Origin of the sequence: Rubritalea profundi (genome assembly GCF_002954445.1) — a bacterium.
GTDB classification, from domain to species: Bacteria; Verrucomicrobiota; Verrucomicrobiia; order Verrucomicrobiales; family Akkermansiaceae; genus Rubritalea; species Rubritalea profundi.
This window is the reverse complement of sequence record NZ_MQWA01000001.1, coordinates 4,035,569-4,051,856: the sequence shown is the minus strand read 5'-3', so window position 1 is coordinate 4,051,856 and position 16,288 is coordinate 4,035,569. Positions and strand designations below refer to the sequence as shown.

Genomic DNA, 16,288 nt, shown 5'->3' with positions numbered 1-16,288 from the left:
CAAGATTCATTCAAGCTATCTAAAATTTATGAGTATCAAACCGCTAGAATTTGAAAAACCGATCGCAGAACTCGAGTCCGAGATTCAGAAACTTAAAGTGAAGTCGACTTCTCAAAAGATTGATATGAGCGAGCAAATTGCGTCTATGGAGGCGACTTTGCAGGAGACTAGAAATGATATTTACAACAATCTTACTCCGTGGCAACGTGTACAGATCGCTAGACATACAAATCGCCCGTTCATGTTAGATTACGTGTTCCATGCCTTTTCTGATTTCTGTGAACTTCACGGTGATCGTCATATTGGGGATGATCACTCTATGCCTGGAGGATTTGCACGGATTGGAGATCAGCGTGTGGTTGTGATTGGTCACCAGAAGGGGCGAGACACTAAAGAGAATTTGAAGCGTAACTTTGGTAGCGCTCACCCAGAGGGCTATCGCAAGGCGCTCCGCTTGATGAAATTGGCAGAGAGATTTGGTCTGCCAGTGATTTGCATGATTGATACTCCAGGAGCATTTCCTGGTATTGGAGCAGAAGAGCGTAATATTGCGGAGGCGATTGCATTCAATCTTCGTGAAATGACTTTGCTTAAAGTTCCGATCATAGCATGTGTGCTAGGAGAGGGCGGCTCTGGTGGTGCACTCGGTATTGGCGTGGCCGACCGTGTACTGATGATGGAAAATGCCTACTATTCTGTTATTAGTCCAGAAGGCTGCGCAGCTATTCTATGGAAGCATCGTAAGCATGCTCCTGAGGCGGCGGAGGCAATGAAGATTACAGCTCCTGATCTTGGGAAGCTTAAGCTCATTGATGAAGTTATCACTGAGCCTAAAGGTGGCGCACATGTGGATCATGAGGCTGCCGCTGAGAACTTTAAGGTTATCATTTTAAAGCAACTAGCTGAAGTGCAGGCGCTTTCTACTGACGAGATGCTTGATGCCAGATATAACAAATACCGCCAGTACGGACAGTGGCACGGAGAGTAATACCATTTCAGCAGTTAGATTGTCCGAATGACTCTGAGAATTTTTTTAAGTTCTAGCAAGGCACAATGAAGGAATATAGCGAGCTATGTGACTGACGCGTAACGCTGCTAGGATTTGAAGGGATCAGAGAGCCCTTCACCAATCCAGCTAGGCTTCCAAGCATGAATCCTACAAACCTATCATTCCGTTAATATAAATGGCAGAATGGTATAAGGATCGCCTAGAATTTTGATTCAATACCTAACGAGCATAGCGTCCGTTAGGTATTTTTTTGGCTAGTGCGACAGAGCGCACTGGCTTGAGAGTTAAAGTCTCTTGTTGTGGGCTCGGTAGAGAGGGTCACTACCGTGTCGGGATAACACAGCAGGAGTAAGCCGAAGGCTAGAGGTCAATATCCGAGCCACGAGGTCGGAGCTTCCCTATAGGCCGAAAAATCATGACCACACAAAAAGCACACCCGATTACTCAGGTGTGCTTTGAAATTTGCTGTCAGCTCAGTGAGCTGATATTCTCTTATGCTTCGACTACTTCAGCTACTTCAGTAGCTTCTGCTGTAACTGGTGCGTCAACCCACTCGATGAGTGCCATAGGAGCGGAATCGCTCTGGCGTGCACCGAGTTTGATGATGCGGCAGTAACCGCCTACGCGCTCAGCTGCAGCTGGTGCGATGTCTTCGAAAAGAGCCTTCACAACATCCTTCTGACGAAGGAATGCCACAGCCTGACGGCGAGCGTGTAGATCGCCACGCTTGCCAAGTGTTACCATTCTCTCTGCAACTGGGCGGAGAGCTTTGGCTTTGGCGAGTGTTGTGCGGATCCTACCATGCTCGATAAGGCTGCATGTAAGGTTTGCTAGGAGTGAGCGGCGGTGTGCTGCATCACGCTGGAGTTTGACTGTCTTGCGTCGTTTTCTCATCTTGGTTATTCGTCGTTAAGGTTCTGTGCGATGAGGTCTGCGAGACCCACCGGTGCTTCTTCTTCAATCCCGAGGCGTGGTGCGGCGACGGATGGCATTGGGCCTGAAAGGAGTGTAGGATCAAAGGACATGCCAAGACCGAGACCGAGCTCGACGAGTTTGTCCTTAATTTCGTTAAGGGATTTCTTACCGAAGTTACGGTATTTGAGCATTTCGGCTTCAGTCTTCATGGCAAGCTGGCCAACGGACGTGATGTTCGCGTTGTTGAGGCAGTTTGCAGCACGTACGGAGAGTTCAATCTCGTTCACGCTCATGTTGAGAAGCTTCTTGAGAGCTGCATTTTCTTCGCTTTGTTCTGGCTGAGCAGATTCAAATTCAACTGCGTCGTCGTCGTAGTTAACGAAGGCGTCGAGGTGGTGGCGAAGGATAGCAGATGCTTGAAGGATGGCGTCAGGTGGCAAAACACGACCGTCGGTCCAAACGTCGATAACGAGTTTGTCGAAGTCAGTCATTTGGCCAACACGAGTCTGGCCAACTGAGTATTTCACGCGAGTAACTGGCGAGAAGATGGAGTCGATTGCGATGACGCCGATTGGCATTTCAGGACGCTTGTTTTCGTCACCAGTGTTGAAACCACGTCCAACCTTGATTTCGAATTCACAATCGAACTTAGTCTTGCGATCAAGTGTACAGATGATTTGATCCTTGTTGACAACTTCGTAGATGTTGTCGCCTTGGATGTCGCCAGCTGTGACGATGCCTTCTTTCTCAACTTGAAGCTTGAGAACGCGCGGCTCTTTGTCGTGGTGCTTGAATTTGACCTTCTTGAGGTTGAGGATGATGTCAGTGACATCTTCAACAACACCAGCAAGTGATGAGAATTCGTGTTGCACACCTGCGATACGTACGGATGTGATAGCGGCACCTTCAAGTGATGAAAGGAGTACGCGGCGGAGCGAGTTACCGATAGTGTGGCCAAATCCACGCTCGAAAGGCTCGGCGGTGAATTGTGCGTATGTATCAGTCTCAGTGTCCTCGTCTTTGATGACGCGGTTTGGCAATTCGAAGCGATCAAGAAGGATAGCCTTCTTCTCTTCTGGTGTTTGTTCTTCAGTATTTGTCGTTTCTTCTGACATGTTGTCTAGTAAGTGAGTTGGGTTACCCTCTAGCGAGTAAGCGGCGGATATCTGAAAGATAAAGCCATAGAGGACCTACAACCATTTGGACGGTCTCGCGGGGCGCGAATTAAGGGGGATTAGACCTAGATTGCAACAGTTATTTTTGACTCAATAGAATTATTGTGAATAAGTTTGTGATGAGTGGTACATTTGGATGAGTGCAGCTCAGCCTACTAAAGAGGTGTCTAGTCATTTAGGAGGTATTTATCCTGCAGTAATTGAATGATCCATTGGTGGAGGGATCATTAGCGCTGTGTGGGTGCCATGCTGCGATGATCTCAAAGTCGATTGGGCCGTCATCTAGTTCCAATTGGATGAGTTGGTCGAAGTTGCGCAGAAGTGTTTCGATCTGCACGCCCAATCATTTAGCGTAAAAAGTAGGTGTCAGTCCGTTGCTCTTTCTCAAGAACAACGAGTCGCCAAAGATATCGCGCAGTTTACGTAGTTGATCACTGGTTACTTGCTGAGTCAGGCCGATCTGAGCCGCAACACGTGTTACATTTAGCTCGCGTGAGAGAGCCTAGAAGATTCTTATTTGGCGTATTTCGAGTCTATCTAGCACACTTGTGATACAAGCAAATCCGGTATCATCTATAAGTGAAATCTGTTTCTGCTTGTGACTGATCTCAGTTACTGTGTGCTCAATCGGTTGGGTGATTTGACCATAAACAAAGGAAATAAGTATATGAAAACAGTCATCGTAATCGGGGCAAAAGGGAATATGGGCAAAGCGACACTCACAAGTATGCTCAAGCACAAGGTGATCACAGGCAGTCACTCAGGGCGACGACGGTTGTGACTCTGAGCTGATTGTTGTAGATGCTTAGAAAGCCCGCCTTCAATACGGGCCAAATTTTCTTAAGTGGCGATACGATTAGTTTTGTATCGCAGCTTTCTTGTATGGACTGGGACATTATGTCTCTAAAGGTGCAAATTTGTGTATTGCTATGTGGTGGATGAGCGACTAATGCTGAATTACTGAAAGGGCGCGATGCGCCTTTTCGTATTTAAAAAGGAGCGACTAAATACATGGGAGTATTCGATATATTAAAGAGAAGGCAACTAACCCAGAAGGGAATGTCTTCGGGAAAGAAGCGTCGCACACAAGGCGAGCGCGCAGTGGTTGGGTCGATTGATCGCAGCGTTTTCTTTCGTGTTTTGTTGTATCTTTTGTTCGTGGTGTTTAGCAGCGTGTTGGTATTTACATCCGTGAATGGTGGTGAACGGATTATTACACCGATGACCGCGGTATTCGTCAATATTTTGATGGTGTCAGGTTTGATTGTTATGTTTGATATGCAGCACTTGCACCGAGTGCGTAATGGGCGGGTTTGTTTGGTGTTTGGTTGTATCTTGCTGCACTTGGCGGTGATTTATTTTGTGTCCATTTTTGCGCCAGCTACAGAGTCTGACGTAAGCTACACCTTGCTCATGTTGCCTTATGCGTTTGCACCGTTAGTGAATTCAGTCTTACTTGGCCGATTGAGCGGTATGTTTACGACGTATGTTGTGACAATGCTCGGTGGTTTGCTCGCGCCAGCAGGCTATGGGATGGAGTACATGGTGCTGAGTCTAATCACGGGCGTTGCGGTTGTGATTTTGACCAAGCAAGTGCGCCGTCGTGGATCATTGTTACGTGCTGGGTTTTATGCTGGGGTTGCAGTCCTGGTCTTAGGAGTAATTTTTGAGCTGATTCAAATCCCGGTTGATTCCGTGGCGTTCCAGGAAATGATGAAAAAGGCTCTCGGCGCTCTGGGTGTGAGTCTTTTGATTGCGATGATCGTTAGCGGTATTTTGCCGGCTCTGGAGTCACTTTTTGGAATTACTACTGATATTAGTTGGTTGGAAATGAGCGATCTTAACCACAAATTACTACGTCAAATGCAGCTGGAGGCTCCAGGAACTTTTCACCACAGCTTGATTGTGGCGTCACTTGCTGAGGCGGCGGCCGAGGAAGTGGGGGCAAATGCCACCATGTGCCGAGTATGTGCTTATTTCCACGATATTGGAAAGCTGAAGAAACCAACGTACTTTATCGAGAATCAAGGGGAAGAAAATCCACACGATAGTTTGACGCCAAGTATGTCGGCATTGATAATCATTGCGCATGTCAAAGATGGGGTGGATCTAGCAATCAAGAAGAAGTTGAATCCAGTGATTATTGATGTGATTCGCGAGCATCATGGTGACTCTTTAGTCTATTATTTCTACCACAAGGCGAGAGAAGCTCGAAGAGACGCTGAGAATAAGGCAGGTAAAGGTTTGGAGAATATCGAAGACCTTCCAGATGTAGACGAGAAAAACTTCCGCTATGCCGGGCCACGGCCGCGCACACCAGAGAGTGGGATTATCAGCCTTGCTGACTGTGTGGAGAGTGCCTCACGCTCGTTGACTAAGCCTACAGCAGCTAAGATCGGGAGCTTGGTGAATGATATCGTAGCTAAACGTATCGCCGAAGGGCAGATGGATGACTGTGGTTTGACGCTTAAAGATCTGAAAAAAGTCCGTGAGAGTTTCTCTAAAACTCTTCGAAGCATGCTTCACAGCCGCATTGATTATCCCAAAGAGGCTGATCGTAAAAATGATGCTGAGTTGCGTATGGCTGGACGTCCTTCGTCACTTCAGCGCAAAAATGAGAATTCTTTAGAGAATAGGAAGTCTGGTAAACGGACTGGTAAACAGACAGACAAGCTTGACCAATCTGCCAAGTAAACATGGTAGAGGTTTATAATAATCAAGATGCTGTCGCTCTGAGCGACACGATTCTTGATAGGCTGGAGGAGGTGGCTCAACTGGCATTACCACTAGCGTTAGCAAATCCAGCTCATGGAGGAGGTGTCTTGCCTGAGCTTGATCTCGTGGAGGTTAGTATCGTGGATGACCCGACGATCGATCAGGTCCATCGCGATTTCATGGATATCTCAGGGCCCACAGATGTGATTACTTTTGCCCACGGTGAGATTGTTATTAGTGTGGAGACTGCCCAGCGCTACGCCAAGGAGTACAGCAATGGCTTTGAGAGAGAGCTGATGCTCTACATTGTTCATGGACTATTACACCTTTCCGGGCACGAAGACGCAATTGATTCAGAGCGACAAGCGATGGAGAAGGTGCAGTTCGAGATCCTTGAGAAGGTTTGGACGGGCACCAGGACTGAGGAGAAACGCTGATTTATCAAGAATCAGCGCCCAGCGCGCACTCATTCCGCAAAGCGCATTTTCCTAAAAGCCCAAAAAACAACATTGGTCTCTTTTGATTCACTAAGTGGTATTAGGTATCTAGCCCAGTGAAGCTATTTTACCGCGAAAAAGACGAAAGCTTCGAAAGGCCAGGGATGTTTCTCAGAAATCGTCCAGCGAGGTTGGCTCCCCGCCGTCCCAGCTCCTCATCTATCACCCGCATTACGCACTAATTCGGATTGCACCTCACCACACTAACTAGCCCAACGGGCTAACGCCACTAAGCCTAGGGTTGGCACAGCGTGGCTACCCTAGGTCACCACATGAAACACAGCCAACGCTGAAAGTGTTGTGTATGAGCGAACACCCCCCACATTCCACCAATCTGGGTAGTCGAATTACATCACACTCAGCAAATTCACAGCTACAGCCAATTTTGTTAATTCTGTAAATTCTGTCTAAAAAGAAACCCATCGTCCCGGCTCCTCACTTCTTTATCATCTATCACCCGTTCCACGCTCTAATTGGGATTGCACCTCACCACCATCTTGGCTACCCATGACTGCATCAATGAATGAGCAACTCGCAGATTGGATAGCCAAAGACAAGGCGTATTGCTGGCACCCCTTTACCGCCCAGGACACATGGACTGCCTCTGAGCACGAACCTCTGATGCTCGTCTCCGGCGATGGTGTCTGGCTAGAAGACGCACACGGCAAGCGTTATATCGATGGCAATTCCTCGATATGGACTAACATCCACGGCCACGCTCACCCACAGCTCAATGCCGCGATCAGCGCACAGTTAGCCAAAGTGGCGCACACCTCATTCCTCGGGTATTCCCATCCACTAGCAGCCGAGCTATCCGCCAGACTCGCCGAATTTTTCCCAAACTCCTCATTGTCCCGGACATTCTTCTCCGACGATGGATCCACCGCCATCGAATGCGCACTGAAAATGGCACTGCAGTACCGAATGCAGACCGGCCAGCCTGAGCGATGCGAGTTCGTCGCATTTATCAATTGCTACCACGGCGACACCATGGGCGCAGCCTCGCTCGGTGGAGTGGAAGCCTTCTTCTCACGCTTTCGTAAATTCGGCATGACAGTACGCTTCGTCCGCGACCTCGATGAACTGCGCGCGTTGGAAGGTCTTGATAGGGTTGCAGGTGTAGTGATCGAGCCGCTGGTCCAGGGGGTAAATCAGATTCACGTCTGGCCGCAGGGGATGCTCAGTGAGCTAAGGGAATTCACCCAAGAGCAGGGGATTCACCTGATTTTAGACGAGGTCATGACCGGATTCGGCCGCACCGGCACCATGTTTGCCTGCCAGCAAGAACAAGTCGTGCCTGATTTCCTCTGTCTCGCCAAAGGACTCACCGCGGGCTACCTGCCGATGGCTGCCACCATGGTGCGCGAGGAAATCTACGATGGATTCAGCGGGGAACGCGAAAACGCCTTCTACTACGGTCACAGCTACACCGCCAACCCGCTCGGATGCGCTGCCGCTCTCGCGTCGCTAGACCTCTTCACCAGCGACCAAGTCCTCGAGCTACTCCCAGCGAAGATAAACCACCTGCAACAAGCGCTCCAACAACTAGCCGACAGCCACCCCGAAGTCTGGCAAACGCGCCAATGCGGCATGATCGCAGGCATAGAGCTCCGCCAAGCCGATGGCTCCCCATACCCCCAAGCCCTACGAATAGGCGAAAAAGTCTGCCTCGCTGCCCGCGAATTTGGCCTGCTCACACGGCCAGTGCTCGACACCATTGTGTTTCTCCCACCACTCAGCATCACCTCGGAAGAAATCGATCTTTCCTTTGCTGCTATTGCTCAAGGGATTACTGCCGTTCTTTCGGATGGCCGCAAAAACAATACCATTGAATAGTTGACAGCTGGGCCCCCTAGAGTTATCAAATCCCCGCACTGAAGGATCTCCTTCGGCGCATCAATACAAGCAGGCGGAGTGGCCAAGTGGTCTAAGGCGCGGGTTTGCAAAATCTGTATTCGCGGGTTCGAATCCCGCCTCCGCCTCCAGTGTTAATAAAAAAGAGCAACCATTGTGGTTGCTCTTTTTGTTTGGCGGAGTGGGGTTCGAACGCGGTTTGACTACTCAGCGTGTATCACGCGATTTAATCATGAAAATGCGGAGGTGCGTTTTGCTAACCGTAGATCAGGAACGAAAAATGGTCACTTATATTTCTGAAAAATCAGGTCAAAGCCTGTCGCAAGTGATCAGAAGAATACGAGTGATCCAGACAACAAAAAACCCTTACAAAGTAAGGGTTCAGTGAGCTTTAGTCTCTCTCTGTCGCAACCAGTCGGTTGGGAAGAAAATGGTAGGCCTACCAGGGCTCGAACCTGGAATGACGGAATCAAAATCCGGAGTGTTACCATTACACTATAGGCCTATCTATTTGTTTACTGCCTTGCGGCTGCGGGCGAATAATTACGCTCACTCTGGCTTAGATGCAATAAAAAACTGCATGAATATCGGAGTTTTTTTGAGTTTATGAAATGCGCTTAGATTCCAGTGAATAGGTTGATTTCTTTAAATAGATTATAAGCCATTTAGATTCTGAGATCAAGGTGGTTGCTTATGAGGATCGGGGGAGGGACTGAAGCTTTATTTAAGCTGTGAATAAAAAACAGCCGAGAGGAAGTAGATTCCCGCTCGGCTGTGGTTTTAAATTGGTTTGAGCCTAAAGTTTAGTGTGCGCGGCGTGCTTTTACCGCGACTGAGAGAGCGTCGATGACGTCCTCGGTGCTCTGCCAGCTGATACATTGGTCGGTGACGGACTGGCCGTAGACGAGCTTCGATGAGTCGTCGCCAAGTTTCTGAGCACCTTCGATCAGGTTAGATTCGATCATGACGGAGGCAACGGCTTTGGAGCCGGCTGCGACCTGAGTGCAGAGGTCTTCGATGACTGCGGGCTGGTTGCGGTAGTCTTTTTTCGAGTTGCCGTGTGAGGCGTCTACCATCAGTTGTTCTGGTAGGCCTTTCGCAGTGAGGCGGGCAGCGCAGGCGGCGACGTCTTCTTTAGAGAAGTTAGGGCCATCTGAGGAACCGCGGAGGATGATATGTCCGGCATTGTTGCCAGTGGTGGTGACAATCGCTGAGACGCCTTGCTTGGTGACAGAAAGGAAGTGGTGTGAACCTTGGGCTGCCTGGATGGCATCGAGGGCGATTTGGATAGAACCGCCGGTGCCATTCTTGAAGCCGATTGGCATCGAGAGGCCAGAGGCTAGTTCGCGGTGGACTTGTGACTCAGTGGTGCGAGCACCGATAGCTCCCCAGGAGATGAGGTCGGCTATGAACTGAGGGGAAATGGCATCGAGGAATTCTGTGGCAGCAGGCATGCCCATGGTGTTGAGTTCGAGTAGCAGCTCACGTGCGATATGGAGTCCGCGGTTGATGTCGAATGTGCCATCGAGGTGTGGGTCGTTGATCAGACCTTTCCAGCCAACAGTGGTGCGAGGCTTCTCAAAATAGACGCGCATGATGATGCAAAGGTCGTCTGTGTAGCGGTCGGCGAGCGCCTTGAGGCGTTCAGCGTATTCGATCGCAGCGCTAGGGTCATGGATGGAACATGGGCCAACGACAACGAGGATGCGGTCGTCATTGCCGCAGAGGATAGCTTCAGCTTGTTGGCGCGCTTTAGTCACGGTGTCAGCCGCTTTTTCAGTGATTGGAAGGTAGTAGGACAGCACCGCCGGTGAAATCAGAGGGGAAATGGCTTTGATACGTAAGTCTTCAGTTGGAGAATGGTTCACGGCAAATAACTTTGCCCTGATCAGGCAGGGGTTCAAGTATTAGTTTGTGGCAGAATGAAAATCTCTCTACAGGATGTAGAGGATGGCAGTATTTTCAGAACTAGAAGTATGGATTGACCCACTTGCACGGAGTGGTGCCGAGAATATGGCGGTGGATGAAATGCTCCACATTACTAGTGGTGAGCTTCCGCTGCTGCGCATTTACCATTGGCGTCGTGCTGCTGTTAGCTTTGGCTATTTTGAAAAACTGAGTGATGCGATGCGCGATTTCCCAGGTGAGGAGATCGAGTACGTGCGTCGCTGGACTGGTGGCGGGATTGTGGATCATCGAGTTGATCTAACTTACACGCTGAGTATTCCAAAAGGACACCCGCTAGAGCAACAACGCGGCAGTGCGAGTTATGCCGTGATTCACCAGGCGCTAGCAACGTCGATGCAGGCCTGTGGGGTGGCGTGTGAGTTGGCTGAGGTAGGGACTGACAACGAGAAGCGATCATGTTTCGTCAAGCCAGTGCCATTTGATATCGTTGATCCTAGCGGTCGAAAGTTGGCTGGCGCAGGTCAAAAGCGCTCGCGCCATGGTTTACTGCATCAGGGGAGTGTGCAGGGAGTGGAGAATAGCGAGGCTTGGCAAGTGGCATTGATCCAGTCTCTGACTACCAATGCCAAAGAAAAAGGCTTAAGCGATCCCGGTGATGTCTCAAAAGTGGTGAGCGCGCGTTATGGGAACTCAGCTTGGACGCGAAAGCGCCTTTAGCTTACTCAGTAGGAGTAGCCGGTGCGGCTGGAGCCACTGGTGCTTCTTTGGCTGGTGCCGATAGAACGTCTTGATAATGACGAATGTAGAAGCCTAGAGCGAGAGCGAGGATGGCAAGAACAACGAAGAGAATGGTGTCCATGCCACCTTTGGCAACAGCAGGAGTGGCGAAGGAGTCTTCTTCCTGTTCTTCTTCCTTATCAATAAATTCTTCCTCAGCCACTTCTTCTTCTTCTGTGGGCACTTGGCTTGGAAGCATTGCTTGCTGCTGGCTTTCGAATTCTTCTGAACCAAGCTCTGCAATTTCTTCCTCAGTGAGAGTGAACTCTAGTGTGACGTCATCGCCAATTTTCACCGACATTCCATCTTCTAGGTCAATGACGCGAAAGAGTGTGTTATCAGTTTTGATACCATTAGTCGAACCTAGATCCTCCAGAGTAAAGCCACCAAGCGCACGTTTCATAAAGCAGTGGTGGGTAGATGCCGAGCCAGCTTCGATAATGATGTCATTGTCACTTCCTCGGCCAATCGTAGTCATGGCGCGGTCAACTTTAAGGCGGTAGGGTTGTGCTGATTTCCCTGGTTCATTGATAATGATTTTTGGCATAAATTACTTGTTAAGTGTGAGGTTAGAATAGGCTACAATGCTTGACTGACAATAAAAAGATTTTTGGAAACGAGCTGATATTCCTAGCAGGATACTGTAGCTATAAATAATCCTGCTAAGTTACAGACTAAGGTCATTTCTTCTAATTTTTTTTTAGAAAAGCTCCTGATCACAGTTTTCTACTCACAATCCATAAGTTAGAGTTGCCTGAGATGAACAGAATAAAGAGGTGCTGTGGATGGGGCTGCTTCTGTAAACTCTGGAATGGAGGTGAAACTAAGCTCATGGGTGAGGCATTGAAGTTTATTTTCAGGCTCGTGAGAGATGTAGATGATTTGCGCAATCTTGCGGCAAGCGATCTGCTCGATCAGCTGAATCACTAGGGCTCTATTGATGGGGTCGAGCCCTTGGCAAGGTTCATCGAGAATCAATAAATAAGGACGCTTGATCAATGCTCTAGCAATCAGCAGCATCCGTTGTTGGCCAAAGGATAAGTTCTGAAAGTGTGTGTCCTTGAATTTGTCGAGACCGATAAACTTTAACCACTCATTAGCAATTTGTTTATGTGTGGGAGTCACGGGTCGATAAACTCCTATAGTGTCAAAAAATCCAGAGAGAACGACTGTCTCAGCTGTCACTGTGATCCTGTATTGTTGGTGTAGGCTAGTAGACATCAATCCCATGTGGTGTTTCACCTCCCAGATGGATTCGGCACCGCCACGTTTTTGCCCGAAAAGGTGGATGTTGTTAGAGTAGCATTGTGGGTGGTCGCCAGAGATAAGGTTGACGAGGGTGGATTTACCGCATCCATTTGGGCCACTGACTTTCCAGTGCTGACCGGGCATGATTTCCCAGTTTAAGCCGTCGAGGATCGTCTTATTGTGGTAGGCGACTCTTATGTCGCTGAGGCTGATGACTGCCTTATTAGGAACAGGAGTGTACGGCGAGTTGACTGTGGGGATTTTGGATGGAAGAGGCTGGTGCGGACCTTGGTCTAACGACTGAAGTTGCTGGAAGAGTTTGCTAGAGAGAGCGCCTTCCTTGGTGTCTTGGTAGACTAACTCCATCTGATGGAGGCAGGCAATGTGAGTAGTGGCTTCTGAGATGTGAGACAGACGGTTGACGATGAGGACTGTGGGTGTAGTCCTGGAAATGGAAGTGATGACTGTGGAGAGGTGGCTAGTAAATTCCTTATCCAGCCCATCGTATGGTTCGTCTAGGATGAGTAGCATAGGGCTGGCTGCTAGAGCACGCGCTAGCATAAGCCGTCTACGTTCCCCAGTGGAGAGTAGCCGAAACCCTGTGTCTATACATTGCTGGAGCTGGAGAGTTTCAATAAGCGTCTCTATTGTAACGTCGTTAGATAAATTCTCAGTGATGAGCTCTCTGGTAGTTCTACCGTTATCCACTTGGTTCAGCCATTCACTGTCATCCTCATAGATTTCACGTTCGAGCAAGGCTTGCTCATTTTCGAAGGAAACGAATTGAGCTCGTAGGGAGGAGTCAGCGTCTTTAAGCATCCTTGCGAAAGTAGATTTCCCAGATCCGTTGCCACCAATGACTACCCAATGTTGTTGTTTCTCGAGGCTGAAGTTTTCCACCTCAATTGTGGGAAGAGGAGTGAGTGAGCTGGAACTATTTTTGATTTGGAGGATCGACATTGATACGACTGCGTGGTTGCGATGCTATTGATTATGCCTATGCTGAATGAGATTTGAACCACCACGAGATAAAAAATTTTCTAACTGTAGCCGAACAACTCCATTTTGGACGTGCAAGTGTGCTGTGTAATCTGAGTCCATCAGCACTGACTCGCAGTATTCAGAGGCTAGAAAATGAACTCGATCAAGAGTTATTCATTCGTGACAAGCGACAGGTACAGCTCACTTTGGCTGGTGAGAAGTTTCTTCGATATGCAGTCAAGGCGATGAGGGATTGGCAGAGTGTTTGCGAAGATCTAGTGGATGATGGCTCTGTAGAGGGAGTGGTTTCTATCTACGCATCGGTGACTGCTGTCTATTCTGTGCTTCCAGATTTATTAGAAGCTTACAGAGATGCTTACCCGAAGGTGCGCTTGAGCCTGAGAACTGGCGCTGCAGAGGATTCATTGGATAAGCTATTTACTGGCGATATTGATATGGCTGTTGCGGCTTTGCCTGATAGGCAACTGGAGCGTGTGGATTTCATTCCTCTAGTGACGACTCGTTTAGTTTTTGTTGGGCCAAAGAATCCGTTGCCAGATCTGCGCTATAATGAACCGAACGACCTCAAAAAATTGCCCTTAGTTTTGGCTAGGAGCGGTGTTTCGCGTTCTCGAGTCAATCAATGTTTACGGGAGCTAGGCGCACATACTGCTAGAATTAGTGAGGTTTCAGGCAATGAGGCAATTCTGGCAATGGTTCGGCTAGGTTGTGGCGTTGGGGTTGTGCCTGAACTTGTGTTAGAGCGTAGCCCGTTCAGACAGGATCTAGAGGTCTTAGAGAACACACCGGTGTTGGATCCCTATATCGTTGGCTTGTGCTCCAGCCAGAAAAGTCAAGCGAGAGCGAGTGTGGCAGCCTCTGGGAGTTGGCTCAAAAGCGATCTTCAGAGAAATATTAATAAGTCATTTCGGCTGAGATTGTTGCTTGCCATGTGTGGGAATCGTGAAGAGAATCCGCGCGTGACTTCGACATCCTCACCCACTGGCTATGCACTATTCGATCTCGACCAGACAATTGTTCCCTGGGATACGCAGTTGTTATTCTGCAATTTCATTTTAAAGCGTCAGCGCATCAGAACGCTCTATTTGTTGGGGTTTATCCCATTTTCTCCTTTTGCCAAACTCTTGGGGCCTGAGACAATGAAGCGGGTATTTTTAAATTACCTAGCAGGTATGGATGGCCAAGTACTCGACCAATACGCGCGCGATTTTGTAGATGACCTCGTGCCTAATGGTTTGTATTCTGAGGTTGTTAAAATTGTGGAGAAGCACAAGGCTGATGGATTACTGACTATCCTCAACTCAGCGAGCCCGGAGATCTGGGTGCAGCATCTCTCTGAGAAGTTAGGTTTCGACCATTACTATGGCACGCAGGTAGTTATCAATGGGAGGGTTTCACTTTTTCCCGATATCCAAGGGAAGAATAACAAGGGGGAGGTGAAAATAGGTAGAATGCGCCACCACTTTCCTGCTGATTGGGCAGAGGGTGACGTCTTACCCAATAGCTATGGTTATTCTGATAGTCACGCGGATCTGCCGATGCTGATGTTGTGTGAGCGCAATGTGATGGTTCATCCTACTGATAAATTGCGGGAATATGGCAAAAGATTCGGTTGGCTTGAGATTAACCCATTGAGGCCAACGCAGTCGAAGTGGGAATTCGCAGTTGCATGCGCAAAACAGGCCATAGGTTTTTATCCATAGTTGATTAGATATTTCATTGAATACTTAAAGTGTCACTGGACTTTGTAAATAGATCCATGATTCCCCGAGTGTTTTTTGGATTGTGACAAATCTTACACACAAATATATTTCCGTAATCCTCAATATATCCTAAACAGATTGTGCGAAACGAAATAGCGAGAGTTTCTACTCTTAGCCAATTCGCAAAACCACATATTAATTATGAAAAACAAAGTAGTAACAACAATGATCAGCGCTGCAGCTTTTGCCGGTGCTGCTTACGCTGGTGAAGTAGTAGCTGAACAACCACAGCCTACAGCTGAGAGTCACACATGTGATGCGCTTAAGTCGCTCGGTAAGCTTTACAAGGATGATTTTAATCCATTCATTCAGGAAGTTAAGTTCTTCGGTCGCGGTCAGTTCCAGTACGGATATGTTGATGGCTCAGAAGAGTCAGAAGGCTATTCTGAATGGCGTCGTGTTCGTCTCGGAGCTCAGGTGAAATTTGCTAAATTCTTCGACGTAATGCTACGCGCAAACTTAGAAAATGGTGGTAGAAATGATCACAACTTTGAATTTGGTGGTTATGATGAAGCTAAAGTTGGTGTAAACTTAGGTAAGGCATTTGGTATCGATTCTTTCGATAAAGTTTACCTTTCTTATGGTCGTGACAAGATTGAGATCGGTGAAGATGTGCACACCTCTTCTAAGAAGATCAAAACTGTAGAGCGTACAGCTCTCACTGGCAAAATTCGCCCAGATAACTCAACAGGATTCGCTCTGAGCCTTGAAAAAGGTGACTGGAAAGGCGCCGTTGGTGTATTCTCTGCAGACGAAGGTGACGATGAAGTACTTTTTGATGACTTCAGTTCAGAAAAGTTTTTCTACGCGACTTCAACATTCGGGCTTACGGGTGGAGATCTCATCGTCGATCTCATTATCAATCCTGATGCAGACGAAGTTGATAGTGACTATAGAAATAATTGGGCAACATCTGTAGCATACCGTACAGAGGTGTTTGACTGGGATCTGGCTCTCAACGCAGTACTCGGTGACGAGGAGGAAGACGGCCTTTTCTATGGTCTTGTAGTGCAGCCATCTAAGTACATCATCGAAGATAAGCTTGAGATTGTAGGTCGTTACTACTTCCAGGCATCTGATAACGAAAGTGGTATTAAGCCAAATAGCCGTGTTTCAAGTAAAGCTCTTGGTGGGAGTGGTGACATGCACCATAGTGTCTATGCTGGTCTTAACTACTATCTTTGCGGACATAACGCTAAGCTAGTGACTGGTATTGAGTACGAAGCTTTGGATACTCCAGATGGCGGCAACAATGCCACTACTCTTTGGGGTGCATTCCGTTTCTACTTCTAAGATGATTGCTGCGACTTAGATCCTCATTAAATCGAACATAAAATGCTCTATTCGACTTTCGGATAGAGCATTTTTTATTTACCTTCTTTAGCAATATCTCTCTATCCTGAATCCGTGAGTTAGTTTTGAGAA

Annotated in this window: 13 protein-coding genes, 2 tRNA genes and 1 pseudogene; 8 read left to right on the top strand and 8 right to left on the bottom strand. The window is 48.1% G+C overall.

Features of this window, described 5'->3' with window-relative positions; translation table 11 throughout:
- Positions 1-28 precede the first annotated feature (28 nt).
- Positions 29-988 carry an acetyl-CoA carboxylase carboxyltransferase subunit alpha gene (locus tag BSZ32_RS17685; RefSeq protein ID WP_105044638.1) on the top strand — a complete coding sequence of 320 codons (960 nt, stop codon included), beginning with the start codon at positions 29-31 and terminating at the stop codon, positions 986-988.
- A gap of 513 nt (positions 989-1,501) precedes the next feature.
- On the opposite strand, the gene rplQ is transcribed toward BSZ32_RS17685, so the two are convergent.
- From rplQ to BSZ32_RS20670, 4 genes and pseudogenes are all read right to left on the bottom strand, one after another.
- Positions 1,502-1,903 (bottom strand): 50S ribosomal protein L17, encoded by a 402-nt coding sequence (gene rplQ / locus BSZ32_RS17680; RefSeq protein ID WP_105044637.1) that lies wholly within the window; start codon positions 1,901-1,903, stop codon positions 1,502-1,504.
- 5 nt (positions 1,904-1,908) lie between these two features.
- Positions 1,909-3,039 (bottom strand): DNA-directed RNA polymerase subunit alpha, encoded by a 1,131-nt coding sequence (locus BSZ32_RS17675; protein ID WP_105044636.1) that lies wholly within the window; start codon positions 3,037-3,039, stop codon positions 1,909-1,911.
- A gap of 235 nt (positions 3,040-3,274) precedes the next feature.
- Positions 3,275-3,436, bottom strand: a complete 162-nt coding sequence (locus BSZ32_RS19015; RefSeq protein ID WP_165788926.1) for a hypothetical protein — start codon at positions 3,434-3,436, stop codon at positions 3,275-3,277.
- Positions 3,437-3,442: 6 nt separating this feature from the next.
- Positions 3,443-3,589, bottom strand: a pseudogene (locus BSZ32_RS20670) (helix-turn-helix domain-containing protein); the annotation flags it as partial.
- Between the two features lie 569 nt (positions 3,590-4,158).
- Between BSZ32_RS20670 and BSZ32_RS17660 the strand changes: the two are divergent.
- From BSZ32_RS17660 to BSZ32_RS17645, 4 genes are all read left to right on the top strand, one after another.
- Positions 4,159-5,793 carry an HD family phosphohydrolase gene (locus BSZ32_RS17660; RefSeq protein WP_240610680.1) on the top strand — a complete coding sequence of 545 codons (1,635 nt, stop codon included), beginning with the start codon at positions 4,159-4,161 and terminating at the stop codon, positions 5,791-5,793.
- A gap of 2 nt (positions 5,794-5,795) precedes the next feature.
- Entirely contained in the window at positions 5,796-6,251 is a 456-nt protein-coding gene (gene ybeY / locus BSZ32_RS17655) for an rRNA maturation RNase YbeY (protein ID WP_105044635.1), read from the top strand.
- A gap of 567 nt (positions 6,252-6,818) precedes the next feature.
- Positions 6,819-8,147 (top strand): adenosylmethionine--8-amino-7-oxononanoate transaminase, encoded by a 1,329-nt coding sequence (gene bioA, locus BSZ32_RS17650; protein ID WP_105044634.1) that lies wholly within the window; start codon positions 6,819-6,821, stop codon positions 8,145-8,147.
- Between the two features lie 72 nt (positions 8,148-8,219).
- A tRNA-Cys gene (locus BSZ32_RS17645) sits at positions 8,220-8,296 on the top strand.
- Positions 8,297-8,596: 300 nt separating this feature from the next.
- Here the strand turns inward: BSZ32_RS17645 and BSZ32_RS17640 are convergent.
- Together BSZ32_RS17640 and BSZ32_RS17635 are read right to left on the bottom strand one after the other, a co-directional pair.
- Positions 8,597-8,670 (bottom strand) — tRNA-Gln (locus tag BSZ32_RS17640).
- Between the two features lie 298 nt (positions 8,671-8,968).
- Positions 8,969-10,033 carry a 3-deoxy-7-phosphoheptulonate synthase gene (locus tag BSZ32_RS17635; protein WP_105044633.1) on the bottom strand — a complete coding sequence of 355 codons (1,065 nt, stop codon included), beginning with the start codon at positions 10,031-10,033 and terminating at the stop codon, positions 8,969-8,971.
- A gap of 82 nt (positions 10,034-10,115) precedes the next feature.
- On the opposite strand from BSZ32_RS17635, the gene BSZ32_RS17630 reads away from it, so the two are divergent.
- On the top strand, positions 10,116-10,790 hold the full coding sequence (locus tag BSZ32_RS17630) for a lipoate--protein ligase family protein (RefSeq protein WP_105044632.1): 675 nt from the start codon (positions 10,116-10,118) through the stop codon (positions 10,788-10,790).
- A 1-nt stretch (position 10,791) separates the two neighbouring features.
- Here BSZ32_RS17630 and BSZ32_RS17625 read toward each other — a convergent pair whose 3' ends face one another.
- Both BSZ32_RS17625 and modF read right to left on the bottom strand, forming a co-directional pair.
- Positions 10,792-11,397, bottom strand: coding sequence for an FHA domain-containing protein (locus BSZ32_RS17625; protein ID WP_105044631.1), 606 nt, complete (start codon positions 11,395-11,397; stop codon positions 10,792-10,794).
- A gap of 197 nt (positions 11,398-11,594) precedes the next feature.
- Complete coding sequence (gene modF / locus BSZ32_RS17620; RefSeq protein ID WP_105044630.1) at positions 11,595-13,058, bottom strand: molybdate ABC transporter ATP-binding protein ModF; 1,464 nt, start codon at positions 13,056-13,058, stop codon at positions 11,595-11,597.
- A 53-nt stretch (positions 13,059-13,111) separates the two neighbouring features.
- Between modF and ilvY the strand changes: the two genes are divergently transcribed.
- Together ilvY and BSZ32_RS17605 are read left to right on the top strand one after the other, a co-directional pair.
- Positions 13,112-14,803, top strand: coding sequence for an HTH-type transcriptional activator IlvY (ilvY, locus tag BSZ32_RS19490; RefSeq protein WP_206018898.1), 1,692 nt, complete (start codon positions 13,112-13,114; stop codon positions 14,801-14,803).
- 201 nt (positions 14,804-15,004) lie between these two features.
- On the top strand, positions 15,005-16,156 hold the full coding sequence (locus BSZ32_RS17605) for a porin (protein WP_105044628.1): 1,152 nt from the start codon (positions 15,005-15,007) through the stop codon (positions 16,154-16,156).
- The last annotated feature ends 132 nt before the right edge of the window (positions 16,157-16,288 follow it).

What these genes read in the sequence shown, in the direction of transcription:
- modF (WP_105044630.1), bottom strand. Translation starts at nt 13,058, where the DNA reads ATGTCGATCCTCCAAATCAAAAATAGTTCCAGCTCACTCACTCCTCTT.
- BSZ32_RS17660 (WP_240610680.1), top strand. Translation starts at nt 4,159, where the DNA reads ATGTCTTCGGGAAAGAAGCGTCGCACACAAGGCGAGCGCGCAGTGGTT.
- ybeY (WP_105044635.1), top strand. Translation starts at nt 5,796, where the DNA reads ATGGTAGAGGTTTATAATAATCAAGATGCTGTCGCTCTGAGCGACACG.
- BSZ32_RS17605 (WP_105044628.1), top strand. Translation starts at nt 15,005, where the DNA reads ATGAAAAACAAAGTAGTAACAACAATGATCAGCGCTGCAGCTTTTGCC.
- BSZ32_RS17685 (WP_105044638.1), top strand. Translation starts at nt 29, where the DNA reads ATGAGTATCAAACCGCTAGAATTTGAAAAACCGATCGCAGAACTCGAG.
- bioA (WP_105044634.1), top strand. Translation starts at nt 6,819, where the DNA reads ATGACTGCATCAATGAATGAGCAACTCGCAGATTGGATAGCCAAAGAC.
- BSZ32_RS17625 (WP_105044631.1), bottom strand. Translation starts at nt 11,397, where the DNA reads ATGCCAAAAATCATTATCAATGAACCAGGGAAATCAGCACAACCCTAC.
- BSZ32_RS17675 (WP_105044636.1), bottom strand. Translation starts at nt 3,039, where the DNA reads ATGTCAGAAGAAACGACAAATACTGAAGAACAAACACCAGAAGAGAAG.
- rplQ (WP_105044637.1), bottom strand. Translation starts at nt 1,903, where the DNA reads ATGAGAAAACGACGCAAGACAGTCAAACTCCAGCGTGATGCAGCACAC.
- BSZ32_RS17630 (WP_105044632.1), top strand. Translation starts at nt 10,116, where the DNA reads ATGGCAGTATTTTCAGAACTAGAAGTATGGATTGACCCACTTGCACGG.